Annotated in this window: 19 protein-coding genes; 14 read left to right on the forward strand and 5 right to left on the reverse strand. The window is 65.9% G+C overall.

Features of this window, described 5'->3' with window-relative positions:
* Positions 1-38: 38 nt before the first annotated feature.
* Positions 39-2,357 (reverse strand): DUF3141 domain-containing protein, encoded by a 2,319-nt coding sequence (locus CupriaWKF_RS18515; RefSeq protein ID WP_276102226.1) that lies wholly within the window; start codon positions 2,355-2,357, stop codon positions 39-41.
* 692 nt (positions 2,358-3,049) lie between these two features.
* On the opposite strand from CupriaWKF_RS18515, the gene CupriaWKF_RS18520 reads away from it, so the two are divergent.
* The 4 genes from CupriaWKF_RS18520 to CupriaWKF_RS18535 all read left to right on the forward strand — a co-directional run bounded on the left by CupriaWKF_RS18520 (position 3,050) and on the right by CupriaWKF_RS18535 (position 5,412).
* Complete coding sequence (locus tag CupriaWKF_RS18520) at positions 3,050-3,496, forward strand: hypothetical protein (protein WP_276102227.1); 447 nt, start codon at positions 3,050-3,052, stop codon at positions 3,494-3,496.
* Positions 3,497-3,509: 13 nt separating this feature from the next.
* Positions 3,510-3,926: a glycine zipper family protein gene (locus CupriaWKF_RS18525; protein WP_276102228.1), complete on the forward strand. Its 417-nt coding sequence runs from the start codon at positions 3,510-3,512 to the stop codon at positions 3,924-3,926.
* A 65-nt stretch (positions 3,927-3,991) separates the two neighbouring features.
* Positions 3,992-4,816: an MlaD family protein gene (locus CupriaWKF_RS18530; RefSeq protein ID WP_276102229.1), complete on the forward strand. Its 825-nt coding sequence runs from the start codon at positions 3,992-3,994 to the stop codon at positions 4,814-4,816.
* Positions 4,813-5,412 (forward strand): ABC-type transport auxiliary lipoprotein family protein, encoded by a 600-nt coding sequence (locus CupriaWKF_RS18535; protein ID WP_276102230.1) that lies wholly within the window; start codon positions 4,813-4,815, stop codon positions 5,410-5,412. Before CupriaWKF_RS18530 ends, CupriaWKF_RS18535 begins: the two co-directional genes overlap by 4 nt.
* Positions 5,413-5,429: 17 nt before the next feature.
* Here the strand turns inward: CupriaWKF_RS18535 and CupriaWKF_RS18540 are convergent, their stop codons facing one another.
* The 3 genes from CupriaWKF_RS18540 to CupriaWKF_RS18550 form a co-directional block, all read right to left on the reverse strand.
* Positions 5,430-5,981 carry a cytochrome b gene (locus CupriaWKF_RS18540; protein WP_276102231.1) on the reverse strand — a complete coding sequence of 184 codons (552 nt, stop codon included), beginning with the start codon at positions 5,979-5,981 and terminating at the stop codon, positions 5,430-5,432.
* 127 nt (positions 5,982-6,108) lie between these two features.
* Positions 6,109-7,449 carry a DUF1501 domain-containing protein gene (locus tag CupriaWKF_RS18545; protein ID WP_276102232.1) on the reverse strand — a complete coding sequence of 447 codons (1,341 nt, stop codon included), beginning with the start codon at positions 7,447-7,449 and terminating at the stop codon, positions 6,109-6,111.
* A gap of 37 nt (positions 7,450-7,486) precedes the next feature.
* The gene (locus CupriaWKF_RS18550) at positions 7,487-8,998 is read right to left on the reverse strand and encodes a DUF1800 domain-containing protein (protein WP_276103310.1); all 1,512 of its coding nucleotides are present in this window, start codon (positions 8,996-8,998) and stop codon (positions 7,487-7,489) included.
* A gap of 361 nt (positions 8,999-9,359) precedes the next feature.
* Here CupriaWKF_RS18550 and CupriaWKF_RS18555 point away from each other — a divergent pair, with 361 nt between their 5' ends.
* Both CupriaWKF_RS18555 and CupriaWKF_RS18560 read left to right on the forward strand, forming a co-directional pair.
* Positions 9,360-10,271 carry a DMT family transporter gene (locus CupriaWKF_RS18555; RefSeq protein ID WP_276102233.1) on the forward strand — a complete coding sequence of 304 codons (912 nt, stop codon included), beginning with the start codon at positions 9,360-9,362 and terminating at the stop codon, positions 10,269-10,271.
* Positions 10,255-11,073 carry an AraC family transcriptional regulator gene (locus tag CupriaWKF_RS18560; protein WP_276102234.1) on the forward strand — a complete coding sequence of 273 codons (819 nt, stop codon included), beginning with the start codon at positions 10,255-10,257 and terminating at the stop codon, positions 11,071-11,073. The genes CupriaWKF_RS18555 and CupriaWKF_RS18560 overlap by 17 nt, the downstream gene beginning before the upstream one ends.
* Here CupriaWKF_RS18560 and CupriaWKF_RS18565 read toward each other — a convergent pair.
* Positions 11,045-12,361, reverse strand: a complete 1,317-nt coding sequence (locus tag CupriaWKF_RS18565; protein ID WP_276102235.1) for an MFS transporter — start codon at positions 12,359-12,361, stop codon at positions 11,045-11,047. The two genes, CupriaWKF_RS18560 and CupriaWKF_RS18565, sit on opposite strands and share 29 nt — an antisense overlap.
* Before the next feature lie 237 nt (positions 12,362-12,598).
* Here CupriaWKF_RS18565 and cyoA point away from each other — a divergent pair, with 237 nt between their 5' ends.
* From cyoA to CupriaWKF_RS18605, 8 genes are all read left to right on the forward strand, one after another.
* Positions 12,599-13,546: a ubiquinol oxidase subunit II gene (gene cyoA, locus CupriaWKF_RS18570; protein WP_276103311.1), complete on the forward strand. Its 948-nt coding sequence runs from the start codon at positions 12,599-12,601 to the stop codon at positions 13,544-13,546.
* 61 nt (positions 13,547-13,607) lie between these two features.
* Positions 13,608-15,611, forward strand: coding sequence for a cytochrome o ubiquinol oxidase subunit I (gene cyoB, locus CupriaWKF_RS18575; RefSeq protein WP_276102236.1), 2,004 nt, complete (start codon positions 13,608-13,610; stop codon positions 15,609-15,611).
* Between the two features lie 106 nt (positions 15,612-15,717).
* A complete protein-coding gene (gene cyoC / locus CupriaWKF_RS18580; protein ID WP_276103312.1) occupies positions 15,718-16,293 on the forward strand; it encodes a cytochrome o ubiquinol oxidase subunit III in 576 nt (191 codons plus the stop codon).
* Positions 16,290-16,682 (forward strand): cytochrome o ubiquinol oxidase subunit IV, encoded by a 393-nt coding sequence (gene cyoD, locus CupriaWKF_RS18585; protein WP_276102237.1) that lies wholly within the window; start codon positions 16,290-16,292, stop codon positions 16,680-16,682. The genes cyoC and cyoD overlap by 4 nt, the downstream gene beginning before the upstream one ends.
* A gap of 18 nt (positions 16,683-16,700) precedes the next feature.
* Positions 16,701-17,357 carry a nitrile hydratase subunit alpha gene (nthA, locus tag CupriaWKF_RS18590; protein ID WP_276102238.1) on the forward strand — a complete coding sequence of 219 codons (657 nt, stop codon included), beginning with the start codon at positions 16,701-16,703 and terminating at the stop codon, positions 17,355-17,357.
* Positions 17,354-18,013 (forward strand): nitrile hydratase subunit beta, encoded by a 660-nt coding sequence (nthB, locus tag CupriaWKF_RS18595; protein WP_276102239.1) that lies wholly within the window; start codon positions 17,354-17,356, stop codon positions 18,011-18,013. The genes nthA and nthB overlap by 4 nt, the downstream gene beginning before the upstream one ends.
* Positions 18,010-18,384 (forward strand): nitrile hydratase accessory protein, encoded by a 375-nt coding sequence (locus tag CupriaWKF_RS18600; protein WP_276102240.1) that lies wholly within the window; start codon positions 18,010-18,012, stop codon positions 18,382-18,384. The genes nthB and CupriaWKF_RS18600 overlap by 4 nt, the downstream gene beginning before the upstream one ends.
* Before the next feature lie 350 nt (positions 18,385-18,734).
* Complete coding sequence (locus CupriaWKF_RS18605) at positions 18,735-20,114, forward strand: amino acid permease (protein WP_276102241.1); 1,380 nt, start codon at positions 18,735-18,737, stop codon at positions 20,112-20,114.
* Positions 20,115-20,280 lie beyond the last annotated feature (166 nt).

A 20,280-nucleotide genomic window follows, 5' to 3' on the forward strand; every position in this document is an offset into this window, starting at 1 on the left:
GTTGCTGCGGGTTTCCTGTCAAGGGCCGGTACACGGCATTAGGACGCCCGCGCCAGTGGCACCGCGTTGCGGCGCGGGCGCTCGGGCTTGACCGACAGGACCGAACGGATACGCTCGAGCATCGCGGCCTGTTCGGGGGTCGGCTGGCTGCCGAGCACCCGCTCGTCAGCCCTGAGCTTCTCGGCGAGTGCCTGCAGGCGCTCGCGATCGGCGCTGTCGCGCAGAAGGAGCGGCAGCGTCTGAAGCGCCTGCTCCGGTGCGTACAAGGTGATGAGCTCCTGCTGGCCACGAATCCGGCGCCATGCTTCTGGCAGTAATTCCGGCAGCAGTTCCGCGTAGTCCGTCACCAGCTCCTTGCGCAACTCGAGCCTCGACAGCGGCAACGGCTCGCCCTGCCGTTTGAGCAGGCAGGCCATCCGGGCAAGTGCCTCGGCGTAGCCGCCCTGCTCGATCGATGCGAGCGCTGCCTTGACCTCCGGCAGTTCCCGTGGCTCGGTAACCGCTGGCCGACCGGCATGCGACGTCTTCTCCTGCGGAATCAACGAGAGCATGTTCGCGTACAGATTGAAGAAGGTGGCTTCCGTCATGGCATCGCGCACGGCACGATAGGCGTCGAGGCCCGCGCTGAGCATCTCCGCGCCGGCCTGCTCACGCTTGCGCAGCGGATGGTCGGCGTCCAGCGCCTGCCGGTTCGCCTTGACCGCATTGGCGGCGGTACCCAGCCAGGCCATCCACGGGTTCATGTCCGAGAACGCCCAGTTCTGCATCCGCAGCGGATGGAACTCGCGCAGCATCCGTGCCGTCGCCTCGTTCGACATGGCCTGCACGAACGGCTGGGCGAAGAGTTCATAGGCACGCTGGTTGAATTCGGACAGCGCAGCGACGGCTTCGAACGGCTTCTCGTCAGCGCGCTCGAAGCGGTTGAGCCTTTGCGCGATCTCTTCGAGCGAATGTTCGCGGAACTCGACCTCATACTCGACGCCGCCATTGGACTTGCGCTCGTGGATCACCATGCCGTAGAGCCCCGGAGGCAACAACTCGATGCTTCGCAGCACGGAAACAATCTGCGCATGCTCCTTCTGCGCGACCTTACCGGAGACGAAGATGCCGAGGTGGCCGATGTCCTGGTGCATCATCCCGACGATGACCTGCCCCCGGGCCTTGATCTCTTCAGTGCTGCCATAGACATCCACCACCCAGTTGAATGCCTGTTGCGGCGGAGTGATGTTGTCCCCCATCGAGGCAAACAGCACGATGGGAGCCTTGATGTCGCGCAGATCGAAGCCCTTTCCGCCGGCATCCTTGACGTCCCCGCTCCACAGCTTGTTGCCCACGAAGAGGTTGCGCGTGATCCATTCGATCTCTTCGCGGTTCATCAGGTAGTAGCCGCCCCACCAGTGTTCGAACTCCAGGAAGCGCGGCGGCTCGGTATCGGCCTTGCGGTACAGGTTGTAGTACTTGTCCCACAAGCTGTTGGCCGGATTCAGGTTCTCGAAATTCTGCACCAGCCAGGCACCATCGAACTTGCCGTTGCCCAGGTCAGCCGTCAGGGACGACAGCCAGGTCCCGCCGAGCAGGCCACCCGAGTAGCGCATCGGGTTGTCACCTTCGCCTTCGCTCCAGGCGCCGCCCCAGTAAGACATCGGCGCGCCGTTGATGACAATGGGCCCGGTGTCGTCCGGATCCGATGCGGCGAGCATCATGGCGGCCCAGCCTCCCTGGCAATTGCCGATGATGGCGGGCTTTTCACTATCAGGATGCAATGCACGCACCTTCCTGATGAATTGCTGCTCGGCCTCGCATACGTCCAGCAGCGTTTGCCCCGGCTCCGGGTCACGAAAGAAGATGACAAAGTAGACCGGGTGGCCCGCGCGCAATGCCACGCCGACCTGGGAGTCATCCTTGAAGCCGCCGATTCCCGGGCCGTGGCCGGCACGCGGATCGATGATGACGTAGGGACGGCGGCCGTTGTCGATGGTAACGCCCGCTGGCGGTGTAATCCTCAGCAGCGCATAGTTGACCGGGCGGGCGAAGCTGCGGCCATCCAGCACGGTTTCGTAATCGAAGTGCAGGACCGGCTTGAGGCCCTGGACCGCATTCTCGACAAAGTTGTTGCCACGCTGCCTGATCGTGTCCCAGAACAGGATGGCACGCTGCATGCTGTCGACCGCGTAGGCATAGCAGTTCATCGGATCCGCGGGAGCGATCCAGGCAGCGGGCGTCGTCGCCTCTGCGGCCATCGCTTCCTGCACGCGATGACTGAACGCCTCCTGCGCATGCTTCAGGCGCTTTTGCAGCACCACGCCCGTCTTGACGCCCACTTCACGGGCGTGAGCCAACTTCTTTCCTGCGTCCATGCTGCCCTCCGCTAGAGAAGAACTGCTGCAAAACTCGGTTCAGAAAAGTCCATTCAGGAACACTGCGGCGACGCCGTGACCTGAGGTCTCTGCGGCAGACACCAGGACCGGCACCGACGCGCCTGTTCCTGTCGGCAAACCATGCGACATCCGCCAACAGATCGGCTGTAAAGCCCGTGGGGCAGACATACACTGCTCCCCAGCGGACGAGAACGATTGGGATGAAAAGAGGTCTCGGCGGGTAAATCGATCACGCGGCGCCGGCGACGCCAGACGCTTTCACATCGGGCGCCATGTGACGTTGCTTTATTCCGTCCGAGTACACAACTCTATCCGGAACCTCCGGGCACCCCGACATGAAATCTTTCCTTGGCCGAGATAAGAAAAACTTTCTCGGGGAATGAGCCGGGCCGAGCACATCAGGCGAAACGCCCTTCAGGAACCGCGGAGAAGTCTCTCCCAAACGGTGCGGCCACTGCGGAGGCTAAATAGATGCAGAGCCCGAACCGGTAGATGGAATAAATCCGGCCTTTCAACTGTCTATAAGATGAGGGCGCAAGCCCCACCGGCCGGGCGCGGACGGGGTCGGAGATACGTTGTACGGGGTATTCAGGCAATCAGACGACACAGAAGTGACGGGCGGTACGGGGCCCGCGTGACCCGGCCGTCCGGCAGCGGTGCGGGGAAACATCATGGACGGACGCCGGTTTTACAAGATCGCCCTGGCATTCGTGGCAGGGGCGGCGATGGCCGCCGGCGGTCAGACGCTGGCCGCCGGCCGTGGTGGTGGTGGTGGCGGCATGCACGGGGGTATGCGCGGGGGTATGCGTGGCGGCAGCTTTCACGGTCACGATGGCTTCCACCATGATGGCTTTCACCATGGGCATGGCCACGCCTTCTTCGTGGTAGGCGCCGGCTGGCCGGGCTGGTGGGGATACCCGTACTATGGCGGCTGGCCATACCCCGACTACTACGGTTACTACGCGCCCCCCGCGCAGTACATCGAAAAGGGCGATGTGTCAGACGGTGCATCGGCGAACGCGTGGTGGTATCGCTGCGACCAGCCAAGTGGCTATTACCCGTATGTCAAGACTTGCCCGGGCGGCTGGCAGACGGTGCCTGCCCAGCCCTCGTCCTGACGCCGGGGTACCGATGACGCCGCGTTCCGTTCCTCTCGTGACGGCGGCCATGCTGCTTGTGGCCGCCTGTACGGTAATGCCGTCGGGCCCCAGCGTGGTAGCGCTCCCTGGCAGCAACAAGACGCTTGCCCAATTTGTCGAGGATGACCACAACTGCCGCCAGTTCGCGCTGGGCCAGGTCGGAGGCGTGGGTTCGCATCCAGCCTCAGGCGCGGCGGCAGCGAACAGTTCAGCGGTCAGTACCGGCTATTCGGGCGGCTCAGGCGACAGTGCGCAGCACCTGTACGACGTTGCCTATATTCAGTGCATGTACGCCAGCGGACACCGGGTCCCGGTCTACGGGCCGACGCTCGCGGCGCCGCCCGCGACGCCACCGGCCGACTACAAGCCCACTTCCCCGCCGCCAGGGCCGCAAGGGAACACCCGCTGAGCGTTCTGGCGAACCGGGATTCCGCGGGGTGATCCACCCACCTTGTCTGCCTGGAGGACTTCGCCATGAAACCTGGCATCGACATGAAGGCAAAGCTCCTCTTCGCGGCGTGCCTGCTTGTCGCGACGATCGCCGCAGCCACCTGGTACTTGCTCTCCAGCAGCCGATACGCGACTTACCATGTCTATACCCGGGAGCCCGTCTCCGGGCTCATGGCCGACGCGCCAGTTGAATTCCACGGCATCGAAGTGGGGAAAGTCGATAGCGTCAAGCTCGTCAACGCGCAGACAGTGGACATCCTCGTATCCCTCGACAAGACCGCCCCGGTGACTGCGGCGACCGTGGCTACGATTACTTCGCGCGGACTGGCAACACGAGGATTCACCGGATACGTGTTCATTGCGCTCGAAAACGTCGGCGCCGATTCCGGGCAAGCGGTCGCACGACCCGGCGACCGTTATCCCGCCATCCCGGCGGCGCCGTCGAAAGTCGTGACGCTCGATACAGCCATCAGCCAGGTCAACGACAATTTCCAGGCCGTTACCGCGCTGCTCACATCGATTCTCGACGAGCGGACCATCGCATCGCTGAAGCAATCCGCCGATAGTCTGCAGAAAATCACTCAGGCGATGGCGGAAGATACCAGGAAGCTCGATGCCATCGTGGCCAATACCGAGCGTGCCAGCCATCGGATCGGGCCGCTCATGGAATCGACCCAACAAACGGTGCTGACGCTTCAGGGGCAGGTTCTGCCCGAATCCTACAGGGTGCTCGCCGACCTCGATAACCTGTCGAATTCCCTCACGGCCGTCACGAACCGGATCAACCGCGACCCGTCAATCCTGATCCGCGGCACGGCGCCGTCGCCCGGGCCGGGAGAGAAGCGATGACGCGGGCCGCGGCAATTGCCGCACTGTGCATCGCTTCACTTTCCGGATGCACCTTGTTCACGCCGGTAGACATCGACACAAAAAAATACGCCGTGAGCACCATCCCGGATGACCTTCCCGCCGAGCGGACGCATCCCGCGACGCTATTGGTGCTCGCTCCGGAGGCCGCACCGGCCTATGCCACGTCCCGCATGGCCTATACCACCCGGAAGTATCAGATCGCCTACTTCAGCCAGAACGAATGGGTAGACACACCTGCGCAGATGATGCAGCCGTTGATCATGGAAACACTTCGGCGCACCCACTACTTCAGCGCGGTCCTGTCTCCTCCCCATTCGGGTCGGCATACCTTCGTGCTTCACACAGAGATCGTCGAACTGGATCAGGATTTCACATCGGATCCCGCGGTGCTGCGGCTCACGGCGCGCTTCGATCTCCGGCAGGAGGCGACCAACCGGCTCATCACGGCAAAAGAGCTTTCGGTGCAGGTGCCACTCGCCGAACGAACGCCCTACGCGGGAGTCGTGGCGGCGAATGAGGCGATGGGAAGACTGTTGCGGGAGCTTTCCAGACTCGTGATCGAGAATGCGCACTGACAACCGGGACCCCGGTTCTAAGGGAGCATTCTGCGCAGGGTGTCATCCTTGAACACGATATGGTGCCGCAGGGCGGCACCCATATGGACGGCTAGCAAGAGAACGAGCGCGTATCCCAGCCATTTGTGGAGTTCGATGAACAGGCCGAACAGATGGTCGTTGCGGTGAATGAAATCGGGCAGTGTAAAAAGCCCAAAGAACGAAACCGGGATGCCGGCGGCCGACGACATCAGCCAGCCTGTCATCGGCATGGCGAACATCAGGCCATAGAAGCAAAGATGGACAAAGCGGGCGGCTACCATTTGCCATTCGGGCAGATGCTCGACGAGCTTCGGGAGCACCTGGGTGACACGCCAGCCCAGGCGCAATGCGAAGATGACGAAGGCCAGCAGTCCGAACTCCTTGTGATAGAGAATCAGCGTGATCTTCTTCGTGTCGAAGCCCGCATCCGGAAGTGCGGCCATGTAAAACCCCAGGGCCGCAAGCCCGATCATCAGAAGGGCCATTGACCAGTGAAGCACGATGGCGACAAGACCATAGCGGTCTTCGGTGTTAGCGATCGGGGCCATTGCTCGCATTCCACTCACCAATAGCATCGCCAGCTCTGACGAGTCTTGCCGTGCCGGCCAGCTCAACCGGATGATCGCACGTCGCAGGACGGTCGGCCAGATCGCGTCCTGTCAGGCGAACGCCGCGCTAAACCAGCCCAAGATCCGCCGTCCCTCCCCCGGGAAACACCTGCGCCAACCGCGCATCGTCCAGGCCGTACAGCCGGCGGAATATCCCACCCAGCATGGCGCGGTACTCATTGAGCACCGGGTAGTCGCGATTCTGGTTGAGCGTGCCCGGCTCAACGGCCACCTGTTCGCCGGCGATGCGGCCGCCGCGCACGGCGCCGCCGGCGACCCAGTAGACCGTACCGTGGCCGTGGTCGGTGCCACGCGACCCGTTCTCGCGAAACGTGCGGCCGAATTCCGACACCACCACCACGGTGGTCTTGCCCCACGTCGGCCCCATCTCCTGTGCAAACCCGGCAAGCCCGCGTCCGAGATTGTCGAGCAGGTTCGCCAGCTGGCCCTGCGCGGCCCCCTGACCGGAGTGCGTATCCCAGCCACCGACGTCGACGAAGCCGAGGTTGAACTTGTCGCGCATCAGCCCCGCCATGCGGCGCGCCTCGACCTCGAAGCCACGCGCGCTCAGGGAACGGCGGTTGGCCGCCTGCATGTCCTGCATGCGCGCGGCCGCGCTGTCCATCGCGCCCGCCACGACGGCGCGGGCCTGCATCGCCTGCGCCTGCTCGGCTACGGTCTGGCGCAGTTCGAATCCTTCGTCGATCAGCGACTCGAAGCGCGTGCCGCGGTACATCTGCGCGAGCGCGTGTGTCTGCCGCGCGTCGAACGGCGTACGGCCCGTCCCCTTGAGCGAGACATTGGGCACGTCCTGGCTGCCGGACAGCACCAGGGGCAAGCCATCGGTGAAGGCCACCGGCGCCGCGCGCCCGCCCATCGACTGCGCCAGCCGGTTCAGGAAGCCACTGCCGCGCAGCGACGCCCGCTGTGACGCCGCTTCATGGCGGTCATCGCCGGTGCCCGACGCGCCGGATTCGATGCTGTCCTGGGTCTCGAAGTGGCTGCGCGACATGTCGTGGGTGCCGGCAAACGGCACAAAGGCGAGCTGCTGCTGGTTCCACAGTGGCAGCACGGTGTCGGCCAGGGCCGGGTGCAGCGCCCAGTCGCCGATGCCGCGGCGGCCACTATCGGCCGCAAAGGCCGGCGCCAGCGCGATGGCCGCCGCGGGATCGCGTTCGGCACCAGCGGGCACCGGCCGCCGGATGGCGATATTGGGCCGCGAGGCGTAGTAGAAATCGCTGCCGGCGGGCACCAGCACGCTGGCGGCGTCATAGGCGCCGCGCAGGAACACCAGCAGGAAGCGCGCGTCCGCCTGCGCCGGCAGCGCATAGACGCGCGACACCACCGCGGGCAAGGCCAGCGCCAGGCCGGCACTGCCCATTGTCTTGAGCCATTCCCGACGTTTCATCTCGAAGTCCTCGCGTCGTGTGCGTCGCCCCGATGGATCAGCGTTGCATCCATTCGGGCGAGCTGAGCAGCAGCGTGTTCCATTCGGCCTGTGTTTCCGCCTGCGCAAGCGACGCGCGCGTCTGCGGACCCAATGTCGCCTCGATGGTGTCGTAGTAGGCCTTGCCGGCAACCACGGGAAAGCGCGCGGGCCCCGGCGGGATATTGGCATCGCCCGCAAACAGCCCCGCCGGGCCCGAGCCGATGGCGCGCGCGATCTCGAAGCGCTTGACCATCTGCCCGGAACTCGCCCAGGCGCTTTCCGCCGCCGGGTAGCCGTCCGGCGTGACATGCCCGTAGAGCGGCTCGCCAAGCTGGTTCAGCCAGTTCATGACCGGCCGCAGGTTGCTGACGGTGCGGCCGTCGTAGGCCAGCCGCATCGACGCCATCACGAAGGCCATCGGGTCCCGGAACTTGCGGCCTGGCGCGTCCAGCACGCGGTCGAGCTCGGGCGACAGGAACATCGTCGTCAGCACCGCGGCAATGTCGCCATCGGTACGCCTGAAGGTGGCGGCCATGCGATCGACCAGCGAGGCCGGCGGGTTGTCCGCCACGAAATAGGCGGCAAGCTTCGCGCTGATGAAGCGGGCCGTGGCCGGCTCGCGCGTCAGGATCGCGACGGCGCGCGCGGCCTCGTCAAACCCGGCCGGCTCGATGCGCTGGCCGAGCAGCGTCTTGGCTCCAAAGTCGTGCCGGTTCGGGTTGAATTCGAACAGCCCGTCGCCGCGGTACAGCCCCGCGCGCGCCGGAGCGAGCCGCGGCGGCTCGCCGCGCGCGTTGATGCCGAAGCCCGTCAGCACGCGCGCCAGCTCCTGCACGTCCTGCTGGGTGTAGCGCGAGCCGCTGGGCCCGCCCGACACGCCCAGCGTATGCAGCTCCATCAGCTCGCGTGCGTAGTTTTCGTTGACGCGGTTGACACTGCTCTGCGTGTTGTCCAGGTACTCCAGCATGGCCGGCGCGGTCACGGTGGCCAGCACCAGGTCGCTGAACCTGCCAAGCGCGCGCGGCCGGATGGTACGTTCTTCATAGTCGGGCAAAGACCAGCGCACCTGCCCCTTGGCACCATAGACGCTGAAGTGGTTCATCCAGAACCAGGTCATCTGTTCGCGCAGCTGGGCCGGCGAATACAGCGCGCGCAGCAGGTGCCGGCGGCTGGTGTCGGCGATCGCCTCGCGCCCCTGCCGGTTGAGCGCTTCGCGGGCCTGCTGCCTGGCCATCTCGTCGGACAGGTCGGCGATGCGCTGGCGTTCCTCGCGCGCCGCGCGCGTACGCTCGGCAGCGGTGCCCTGCAGGTTTGGCAGCGCGGCAACGGCGGTGGCCACCGCGGGCGGGTCGGCGGCCGGCATGCGCAGTTGCTCTTCGAGGTAGCGCTTGCGGCCCAGCTCGCGCAGCCGGGCGATGCTGGCCTGGTCGGCACCAAAGCTCACGGTATTAAGCCAATGGAGGTCCGCCGCGCCGAGCGGGCCCGACGTGGCCGCAGGCTGCTGCGCGCAGGACACCAGCGCCAGCATGCCGGCCGCGGCCAGCAGCGTGGCCAGCACGCCGCGGATGCCGGCTCTGGCAGGAATCGTCTGCCGCCCAGGGATCATGCCTGGCTCCTTGTCTTGCGATGCAGGGACATGGCCATCTTACGTGGCGGGCGGGATGCCGGTTGACAGCAGCGCACCTGCGGCATGGTTACGAAAACTTTCACGCGGCCTGTCCGCGCGGCATATCATGCGCCGCCTGAAGCACACGGATGGCCAGGCCGATTGCCGGAATCGCCAAGACTTCCGCCACCTCGTCGCGTTACTTTCCGGGCATGCCGGCACCGCGGACCTTGTGCCGCCCGGCTCCGTCGACCCGATACCGGCCTCCGGGCCGCCTGCCCCTATGTCTCACCCCCAAGCTTCCAGCGGCTGGCTGCCCGGCCTTGCCTTTGTCCTGATCTGGTCCACCGGCTTTATCGTCGGCAAGGCCATCGTGCCGCTCGCCGACACCAGCCTGTTCCTGCTGGCGCGCTTTGCGCTGGCTGCGCTGATGTTCTGCATCGCCGCGCTGGCAGCGCGCGCCGCCTGGCCGGCGTGGCGCGAGGTGCCGCGCCACCTGCTGCCCGGGGCGCTGATGCAGGGCCTGTACCTGTGTAGCGCCTTCGGCGCGGTGGCGCACGGCCTGCCGCCCGCCGTGATGGCGCTGCTGGGCGCGTTGCAGCCACTGCTGACGGCACTGCTTGCCATTCCCCTGCTGCACGAGCTACCTTCCAGACGCACCTGGCAAGGCCTGGCGACCGGCGCTGCCGGCGTGGCGCTGGTGGTGGTGCCGGTCATGCAGGCCGGCGCCGGCCAGTCCCAGTCCGTATCACCCTGGGTCCTGCTGGCCGGGGCGCTGGCCATTGTCTCGATCACCATGGGAACCCTGCTGCAGAAAATGTCGATTGCCGCCTCGGACCTGCGCACCAGCGCTGCGTGGCAGAACGCCGGCGCCATGCTGGTGGCCGGCGTGGCCGTGTGGCTATCGCCCACGCCGCACTGGCAGCCGGAGCCGGTCCTGTGGATGGCGCTCGGCTGGGCGGCGCTGGGGATATCGGGCGCCGGCAGCTGGCTGCTGCTCGGCATCGTGCGGCGCGGGCAGGCGGCCAGCGCCGCGGCGCTGATGTTCCTGGCACCGCCGCTGGCGGCGGTGCAGGCATGGCTGCTGTTCGGCGACCGCCTGGGTCCGCTGCAGTGGCTGGGCATGGCCGTCGCCGGCGCGGGGGTCTGGCTGTGCCAGACGCGGGAAAGGCCGAGGCATGCCCCAGCCCGCTGAGCCGGCGCACGCTGGCCCCGTCCGCACCGCGAGTCCGCTGGTGGAGCCGCGCCGCTACCACCCGTGGCCCGCGGGGCACGCGCACGACCATCACCAGCTGCTGTTTGGGCTGGATGGCGCCACCGAACTGGAGATCGACGGACATCTGTATCGGGTCGACCGCCACAACGGGCTGATCGTGCCGGCCGGCAGCCATCACGAATTCCTTGGGCTGGCGGGCAACCTGCAGGTGGTCGCGGATTTTCCCGGCGCATCGGTCGCACTGCCGGCGCGGCTGATGGAGCGGCCGCGCGCATTTGCGCTGGACGGCGCGCTTGGCACGCGCGTCCAGGCACTGGCGACCTGGCGCCCGGGTGGTGCCCGGGCAACGCATCGGAACTGGACGATCGCGGCCACGCTGGCCGGCGACCTTGCGGACGCCCTTGGCACGGCGAACGGACAAGGGGCCGCGAGCGCGTTCCCGGTCATGGCTATCGATGCCTACCTGCGTGCCAACCTGTCGTCGGCCTTGCATGCGGACCATCTGGCCGCGCGCTTCGGCTGGAGCGTACGCCGCTTCCACACGCTGTTCGCCGAAGCCTTCGGCGACACGCCCCACCGCTATCAGACGCGCTTGCGGCTGGACCGTGCGGTGCAACTGCTGGCTTGCAGCGGGCTGCCGCTGGCAGAGGTGGCGCTGGCTTCGGGCTATCCCGACCAGACCACCTTCACGCGCAGCTTCACGCGCCGCTTCGGCCAGCCGCCGGGGGCATGGCGCGCATCGGCGGGCAGCTTCAGTCCTCCGACGCCAGGGCGCGGTTGATGCGCAGCGCGAGCAGCGTGCAGACCGCCCCGGACAACAGGTAGGCACTGACCGCAACCAGCCCGAACTTGACCGACAGCCCCAGCGCCACCAGCGGCGCGAAGGCCGCGCCGAACAGCCACGCGAAATCCGTGGTCAGCGCGGCGCCGGTATAGCGGTAGCGGCGTTCGAAGTTGGACGTGAGCGCGCCCGCCGCCTGGCCGTAGGACAGACCGAGCAGGCCGAAACCGATCAGGATGAACAGGTCCTGCGCCACCGGCCCTCCGCCCATCAGCAGCGGCGCGAACAGTGCGAACACGCCGATCAGCGCCGCCATGGTCCCAAGCGTCGTGCGGCGCCCGATACGGTCGGCGATGCGGCCCGAGGCAATGGTGCCGACGATGCCGATGAACGCGCCGGCCACCTGCACGCTCAGCACGTCGGTGATCGGCTGCGTCTGGTGCAGCTCCACCCAGGACAGCGGGAATACCGTGACCAGGTGGAACAGCGCAAAGCTGGCCAGCGCGGCGAAAGCGCCAAGGAAGATGTTGTAGTCCTGCTTGCTGATGAGCTCCACGGTGCTGATCGGCTCAAGCTCGTCCTCGTCCATCAGCTGGGTGTACTCGTGCGTCACCACCAGCCGCAGCCGCGCGAACAGTGCCACCACGTTGATGGCGAAAGCGACGTAGAACGGATAGCGCCAGCCCCACTCCAGGAATTCGCCGCGGTCCAGGCTCAGGTTCAGGAACAGGAACAGCGAGCCGGCGACGATGAAGCCCGTGGGCGCGCCGAGCTGCCCCATCATCGCGTACCAGCCGCGCCGCTCGGGCGGCGCATTCAGCGCGAGCAGCGACGGCAGTCCGTCCCACGAACCGCCGAAGGCGATGCCCTGCAGCGAACGGAACACGGCCAGCAGCACGATCGCGGTATGGCCCAGCGTGGCATAGCCGGGCAGGAAGGCAATGCCCACCGTGGCCGTGCCCAGCAGGAACAGCGCCGCCGTCAGCTTGATGCCGCGCCCCCACCGGCGCTGGATGCGCATGAACAGCGCCGTGCCGAACGGCCGCGCGACAAAGGCCAGCGCAAACACCGAGAACGCATAGAGCAGGCCTTCGAGCCGGTCCGCGAACGGGAAGTACACCGTCGGGAAGACCAGCACCGACGCGATGCCATAGACGAAGAAATCGAAGTACTCGGACGCCCTGCCGATCACGACGCCGGTCGCGATCTCCGCCGGCGCGACATGCGCGGCCCCTGGCGCGGGAGGTGCAGAAGGAGACGCACGATGCTGATGGGTCAGGCTGGCCATCCGTATACCTCCATGGGAGTAACGGGGCTAGTGAGGAATTTGCTCCCTGGCGATTAGCCCCTGAGCGCCTAAACTGCCATAGTTGCTCAGAACAGTCTAAGTCACGTACGCTTCAGCGTACAGGATGGCAACAGAGGACCCAAGCCTATGCGATCCGACCGTTCGACTCAGGCACTACCGCGCGCACCGCGCTGGATCCTGCTGGCTCCGGCAGCGGCCGCCCTGTGTGGATGCAGCATGGTGCTGATGTCGCCGAACGGCGACCTCGCGCTCCAGCAGCGCAACCTGATCCTCATCTCGACCGGGCTCATGCTGCTGATCATCGTGCCCGTGATCGTGCTGACGCTGCTGTTCGCCTGGCGCTACCGGGCCTCGAACACCGAAGCGCCATACAACCCCGACTGGGACCACTCCACGGTGCTGGAGCTGCTGATCTGGTCGGCGCCGCTGCTGATCATCATCGCGCTGGGCGCGGTGACCTGGGTCAGCACCCACAAGCTCGACCCGTACCGGCCGCTGCAGCGCCTCGATGCGCAGCGGCCGCTGCCAGCCGATGTGCAACCGCTAACGGTCGAGGTGGTTGCACTCGACTGGAAGTGGCTCTTCCTTTACCCCGAGCAGGGCATTGCCAGCGTCAACGAAGTCGCCGCGCCGGTGGACCGGCCCATCCGCTTCCGCATCACGGCCTCCAGCGTGATGAACTCCTTCTTCATTCCGTCGCTGGCCGGCCAGGTCTATGCGATGCCAGGCATGGAAACCAAGCTGCATGCGGTGATGAACCAGCCCGGCGACTATGAAGGTTTCTCCGCCAACTACAGCGGCGCGGGTTTCTCGCACATGCGTTTCCGCTTCCACGGCCTGAGCCACGACGACTTCGACCGCTGGGTCCAGCGCGTAAAGAACAGCGGCACGCCGCTTTCGCGCGACGGCTACCTGCAACTGGAACAGCCCAGCGAGCGCGATCCCGTGCGCCACTACGCCAGTGTCGCGCCCGACCTGTTCGATGCCATCCTGAACCGCTGCGTGCGCGCCGGACAGGTGTGCACGAAGGACATGATGGCCATGGACGCACGCCGCCAGCAGGGCGGCGCGCTGGGCGCCGTCTGCACGGCCAGCAATACGCCGAAGGCGCCGTTCGACCCGGCCGCCCCGTACAGCGAGCGCAGCGCGGTGGCGCTGCGGTAGCACAGCCGGGACGCAAGCGCCCCGAAAGACCTTCACCTTCACCCTGGCCCTGGAGGACAACATGCAGGAGCGATCCGAACTCGCCACGCTCATCTTCGGCCGCCTGAGCTGGGAGGCCATACCGCTGCACGAGCCGATCCTGCTGGGCACCTTCCTCGTCGTGATCCTCGGCGGACTGGCGCTGCTGGGCGCGGTGACCTACTTCGGTCTGTGGGGCTATCTGTGGCGCGAGTGGTTCACGAGCATCGACCACAAGCGGATCGGCATCATGTACATGATCCTCGGGATCATCATGCTGCTGCGCGGCTTTGCCGACGCCGTGATGATGCGCCTGCAGCAGGCCGTCGCGTTCGGCGACAACCTTGGCTACCTGCCGCCGCACCACTACGACCAGATCTTCACCGCGCACGGCATGATCATGATCTTCTTCGTGGCGATGCCGCTCGTGACCGGGCTCATGAACTTCGTGATGCCGTTGCAGATCGGCGCGCGCGACGTCGCCTTCCCCTTCCTCAACAACTTCAGCTTCTGGATGACCACCGGCGGCGCGGTGCTGGTGATGATGTCGCTGTTCGTCGGCGAGTTCGCGCGCACCGGCTGGCTGGCCTATCCGCCGCTGTCCGGCATCGTCCACAGCCCTGACGTAGGGGTGGACTACTACATATGGTCCTTGCAGGTGGCGGGGGTGGGGACGGTGCTTTCGGGCATCAACCTGCTGGTGACCATCGTCAAGATGCGCGCGCCGGGCATGACGCTGATGCGCATGCCGGTCTTCACCTGGACCGCGCTGTGCGCCAACGTGCTGATCATCGCCGCGTTCCCCGTGCTGACCGCGGCGCTGGCCATGCTGGCGCTGGACCGCTACCTGGGCATGAACTTCTTCACGGCCGACCAGGGCGGCAGCGCCATGATGTACGTGAACCTGATCTGGATCTGGGGCCACCCCGAGGTCTACATCCTGGTGCTGCCCGTGTTCGGGGTATTCTCCGAGGTGGTGGCGACGTTCAGCCAGAAGCGGCTGTTCGGCTACGCGTCGATGGTTTACGCCACGGTCGTGATCACGGTGCTGTCCTACCTGGTCTGGCTGCACCACTTCTTCACGATGGGATCCGGGGCGAGCGTCAACTCGTTCTTCGGCATCACCACCATGATCATCTCGATCCCGACCGGGGCCAAGCTGTTCAACTGGCTGTTCACCATGTACCACGGGCGCATCCGCTTCGAGGTGCCGATGCTGTGGACGGTCGGCTTCATGGTCACCTTCGTGATCGGGGGCATGACTGGCGTGCTGCTGGCGGTGCCGCCCGCCGATTTTTCGCTGCACAACAGCTTGTTCCTGATCGCCCACTTCCACAACGTGATCATCGGCGGCGTGCTGTTCGGGCTGATGGCCGGCATCACGTACTGGTTTCCCAAGGCCTTCGGCTACCGGCTGGAGCCGTTCTGGGGCAAGTGCTCATTCTGGTTCTGGCTGGTCGGCTTCTACTTTGCGTTCATGCCGCTGTATGTGCTCGGCATGATGGGCGTGACCCGCCGCATGAGCCATTTCGAGGACCCCTCGCTGCGGATCTGGTTCCTGCTCGCGGCATTCGGCGCGCTGCTAATCGCGCTCGGCATCGGCTGTTTCCTGGTCCAGCTCGTGGTGAGCTTCATGCGCCGCGAATCGCTGCGCGACGTTACCGGCGATCCGTGGAATGGCCGCACGCTCGAATGGTCGACCTCGTCGCCGCCACCCGCCTACAACTTCGCCTTCACGCCGATCGTCCATGACAGCGACGCCTGGTGGCAGATGAAGACGCACGGTTTCCAGCGGCCAATGCACGGCTACATACCGATCCACATGCCGAAGAACACGAGCGCGGGCATCATCCTGGCGGGTCTCAGCACAGTCTGCGGCTTTGCGCTGATCTGGCACATCTGGTGGCTGGTGGTGGTGTCGTTTGCGGCGCTCATCATCAGCGCGATCGTGCACACCTTCAACTACAAGCGCGACTACTACATCCCGGCCGATACGGTCGGCAACACGGAGGCGGCGCGCTCGGCGCTGCTGGCCCGCCATGCCTGATACTACTGCCCCGTTCCCCGCCGGCCGCGCGCAGGCCACGCCGCCCGCCCCGCCGCACGCCGTGCAGTCCGGCCCTGGCACCGAGGAGGGCGAACTGCGCTTCTACATGACCAGCGAGCATCACGTGCCCAACGGCACCTTGCTGGGGTTCTGGGTGTACCTGATGAGCGATTGCCTCATCTTCGCGTGCCTGTTCGCGGCCTACGGCGTGCTCGGCCGCAGCTACGCGGGCGGGCCGACCGGCGCCGAGCTGTTCGACTTGCCGCTGGTGGCGCTGAATACGTCGTTCCTGCTGCTGTCGTCTATTACCTATGGCTTTGCCATGCTGCAGATGCAGCAGGGCCGCGTCGGCGGCACGCAGGGGTGGCTGGCCATCACCGGCCTGCTGGGTGCAGCCTTCCTTGGTGTGGAAATCTTTGAGTTCGTCCATCTGGTCAGCGAAGGCGCCGGCCCGTGGCGCAGCGGCTTCCTGACTTCGTTCTTCTCGCTGGTCAGCACGCACGGACTGCACGTGACTGTCGGCACCATCTGGCTCATCACGCTGATGGTGCAGGTCCGACTGCACGGGCTGATTCCCGAGAACCGCCGCCGGCTGATGTGCCTGTCGATGTTCTGGCACTTCCTGGATGTGGTCTGGATCGGCGTCTTCACCTTTGTCTACCTGATGGGAGTGCTGCCATGAGTGCACCGGACCAAACGCTCGGCAACGATGGCCACGACGCGCACGGCCATGACGACGGCCACATCCACATCTCGTTGACCGGCTACGCGACCGGCTTCGTGCTGTCAGTGATCCTGACCATGATTCCATTCTGGCTGGTCATGGGCAAGGTGTTCGAGAAGTCCAGCACCACCGCAATGGTGCTGCTGTTGCTGGGCGCCGTGCAGATCGTCGTGCACATGATCTACTTCCTGCACATGAACGCCAGGTCGGAGGGCGGCTGGAACATGCTGGCGCTGATCTTCACGCTGGTGCTGGTGGTGATCACGCTGAGCGGCACGCTATGGGTGATGTTCCACCTGAACTCGAACATGATGCCCGCGATGGTGGACACCGGGAAACTTCCCTGACCGGCACGGACCAGGCCGATGCACCACGAACACCCGAAGGACAACCACGCCGCGCACGATCACGACGACGGCAGCCCCTTGTCCGACATCGAATTGCGCGTGCGCGCGCTGGAATCGCTGCTGGTCGAAAAAGGCTATATCGATCCAACGGCCCTGGATGTCCTCATCGAGACCTACGAACACCAGGTCGGGCCCCGCAATGGCGCACGCGTGGTAGCAAAGGCGTGGTCGGATCCGGACTACAAGGCATGGCTGCTGGAAGACGCGACGGCAGCAATCGCCTCCCTTGGCTACAGCGGCAGGCAGGGCGAGCACATGGTCGCGCTGGAAAACACCGCTGCCCTGCACAATATGGTGGTCTGCACGCTGTGCTCGTGCTATCCGTGGCCGGTGCTCGGCTTGCCGCCGGTCTGGTACAAGTCGGCGCCGTATCGCGCGCGCGCCGTGATCGATCCGCGCGGGGTGCTCAGGGATTTCGGCGTAGCGCTCGCCGACGAGGTGCAGATCCGGGTGTGGGACTCCACGGCCGAGATCCGCTACCTGGTGTTGCCCATGCGTCCGCCGTCGACCGACGGCTGGAGCGAAGACGCGCTCGCCGAACTGGTGACGCGCGACTCCATGATCGGCACCGGCCTCGCAAAGACACCTGCCTCGCCGGGAGGGGCGTCACGATGAACGGCGCGCAGGACATGGGCGGCATGCAATCGTTCGGGCCGGTTCGGCCCGAGCCGGACGAGCCCCCGTTCCATGCCGGCTGGGAGCGTCGCGTGCTGGCGCTGAACCTGGCCATGAACGCCGTCGGCAAGTGGAACATCGACATCCAGCGCGCCGCCCGTGAAAGCCTGCCGCCGGCGCAATACCTGGCCAGCAGCTACTATGAGATCTGGTTCGAGGGGTTGAAAAAGGTGCTGCTGGGCGCGGGCCTGGTCACGGCCGCGGAAATCGAACAAGGCACGATGGCCATCGCTGGCGAGCCGGTCGACCGTGTCCTGAAGGCGGAAGAGGTGGCCGCCTCGCTGCTGCGCGGCAGCCCCAGTGCCCGTCCGGCAGCGGCGCCGGCACGCTTTGCGGTCGGCGACGTGGTCCGGACTCGCCTGCTCAATCCGGCGACGCATACACGCCTGCCCCGCTATTGCCGCGGCAGGCAAGGGCAAATTGTCCGGGTGCACGGCGCCCATGTCTTCCCGGATGCCAGTGCGCTGCGGCTTGGCGACCAGCCGCAATGGCTGTACACGGTGTGTTTTGACGCCATTGACCTCTGGGGTCCCGACACAACGGCGGCCTCTGTCTGCGTGGATTGCTGGGAGTCTTATTTCGAGGAACTGGCATGAGTGCGGCGGCCCTCCCTGTACGCGAACTGCGCCATGCCCTTCCCGATCTGCCCTGCGACGACGCCGGACCGGTCTTCAGGGCACCGTGGGAAGCGCAGGCATTCGCCATGGTGCTGGCCCTGCATGAGCGCGGCGTCTTCACGTGGACCGAATGGGCCGGACAACTGGCGCAGTCGATCCGCGATGCCCAGCGCGCGGGCGACCCTGACACCGGCGAAACCTACTACCAGCACTGGCTCGCGGCATTGGAAAAGATCAGCGCAGCGAAGGGCCTGGTCACGGAACCCCTGCTTGCCCAGCGCAAGGGCGAATGGGATGAGGCGGCGCGGCACACGCCGCATGGCCGTCCAATCGAACTGGGCCGCCGCTAGTTCAATGGCAAGCTGAGATTCACGTTATCAGTCGCCTTCCCGCCTTCGACGGCCTCATGGCCAGCTCGACGCAAACGCGCATCATTCGTCACAAACACAATCCATCGAACAATTACGCTCAAATTGAGCAACAAATGCCAAGCCTTTGTCATTAATCTTCGGGCTCTTTTTCGTTCCGGTCCGCCAATTGCCAGCATGGGATAGCGCCCCTGAAGGCTTTTGCGCGATGCCATTGCGCGCCCTGCCACGACCTGAGCAGAAGCGTGCGATGCAGACCGTGAACGATCCATCTGCACCCGCCATCCCCACAAGGGCCAGCGGGGCATTCCATTGAACGGAGACAACGACAAATGAGTGCAAGTACGGAGCATTTGCAGCGCGGGCTGGGCGAGCGCCACATCCGCCTGATGGCGCTGGGGTCGGCCATCGGCGTAGGGCTGTTCCTCGGGTCGGCCAATGCCATCAGGATGGCGGGGCCGGCGATCATGCTGGCTTACCTGATCGGCGGCGCCATGATCTTCCTGATCATGCGCGCACTCGGCGAAATGGCTGTCCACAACCCGGTGGCAGGCTCCTTCTGCCGCTATGCGCAGGACCATATGGGCCCGCTGGCCGGCTACCTGACCGGCTGGAACTACTGGTTCCTGTGGCTGGTGACCTGCGTGGCCGAGATCACGGCCGTGGCCATCTACATGGGCGTCTGGTTCCCGGACGTGCCGCGCTGGATCTGGGCGCTTGCGGCACTGGGCGCGATGGGCTCGGTCAACCTGCTGGCAGTCAAGGCCTATGGCGAGTTCGAGTTCTGGTTCGCCATGATCAAGATCGTGACCATCGTGCTGATGCTGTTCGGCGGCGGCGCCATGATCGTGTTCGGCCTGGGCAACGGCGGCGCGGCCACCGGCATCGGCAACCTGTGGGCGCATGGCGGCTTCCTGCCCAATGGCGCCAGCGGCGTGCTGATGTCGCTGCAGATGGTGATGTTCGCCTACCTCGGCGTGGAGATGATCGGCCTGACCGCCGGCGAAGCGAAGAACCCGCGCAAGTCGATCCCGGACGCGATCAACTCGGTGTTCTGGCGCATCCTGATCTTCTACGTCGGCGCGCTGTTCGTGATCCTCTCGCTCTATCCGTGGAACGAGATCGGCGCGCAGGGCAGCCCGTTCGTGATGACCTTCGAGCGCCTGGGCATCAAGACCGCCGCCGGCATCATCAACTTCGTGGTGCTGACCGCGGCGCTGTCGTCGTGCAACGGCGGCATCTTCAGCACGGGCCGCATGCTCTACAACCTGGCGCAGCAAGGCCAGGCGCCCGCCGCCTTTGCCAAGGTGGACAGCAACGGCGTGCCGCGCCGCGCGCTGCTGGTGTCGATCGGCGCGCTGCTGTGCGGCGTGCTGCTGAATTACCTGGTGCCGGAGAAGGTGTTCGTGTGGGTGACGTCGATCTCCACCTTCGGCGCGATCTGGACCTGGGCCATCATCCTGGTCACGCAGATGCAGTTCCGCAAGAACCTGTCGCCGGCCGAACGCGGCCAGCTGGCCTTCCGCATGCCGTTCTGGCCGTATGGCTCGTGGATCGCGCTGGCCTTCCTGGCGCTGGTGATCGCGCTGATGGCCTACTTCCCGGACACGCGCGTGGCGCTGTACGTGGGCCCGGCCTGGCTGGTGCTGCTGACGGTGCTTTACTACCGCCTGGGCGTCCAGGCCCGCGGCCCGGTGACCTACCAGGCCTGACCGGCGCTGGCGGCGGGGTGCGCCAGCGGGCGCCAGCCGCTACAATGGCCCCCGGGCAATCCAATGCCAGGGGGCCAGATGTCCGAACTTTACGCCGCACCACCGCGCCACGACGGGGCGGCCGACGCACACACCGATCGCGCTGATCCTGCCGGCCACGCCGGCG

It is taken from the genome of Cupriavidus sp. WKF15 (genome assembly GCF_029278605.1).
Classification (GTDB): Bacteria; Pseudomonadota; Gammaproteobacteria; order Burkholderiales; family Burkholderiaceae; genus Cupriavidus.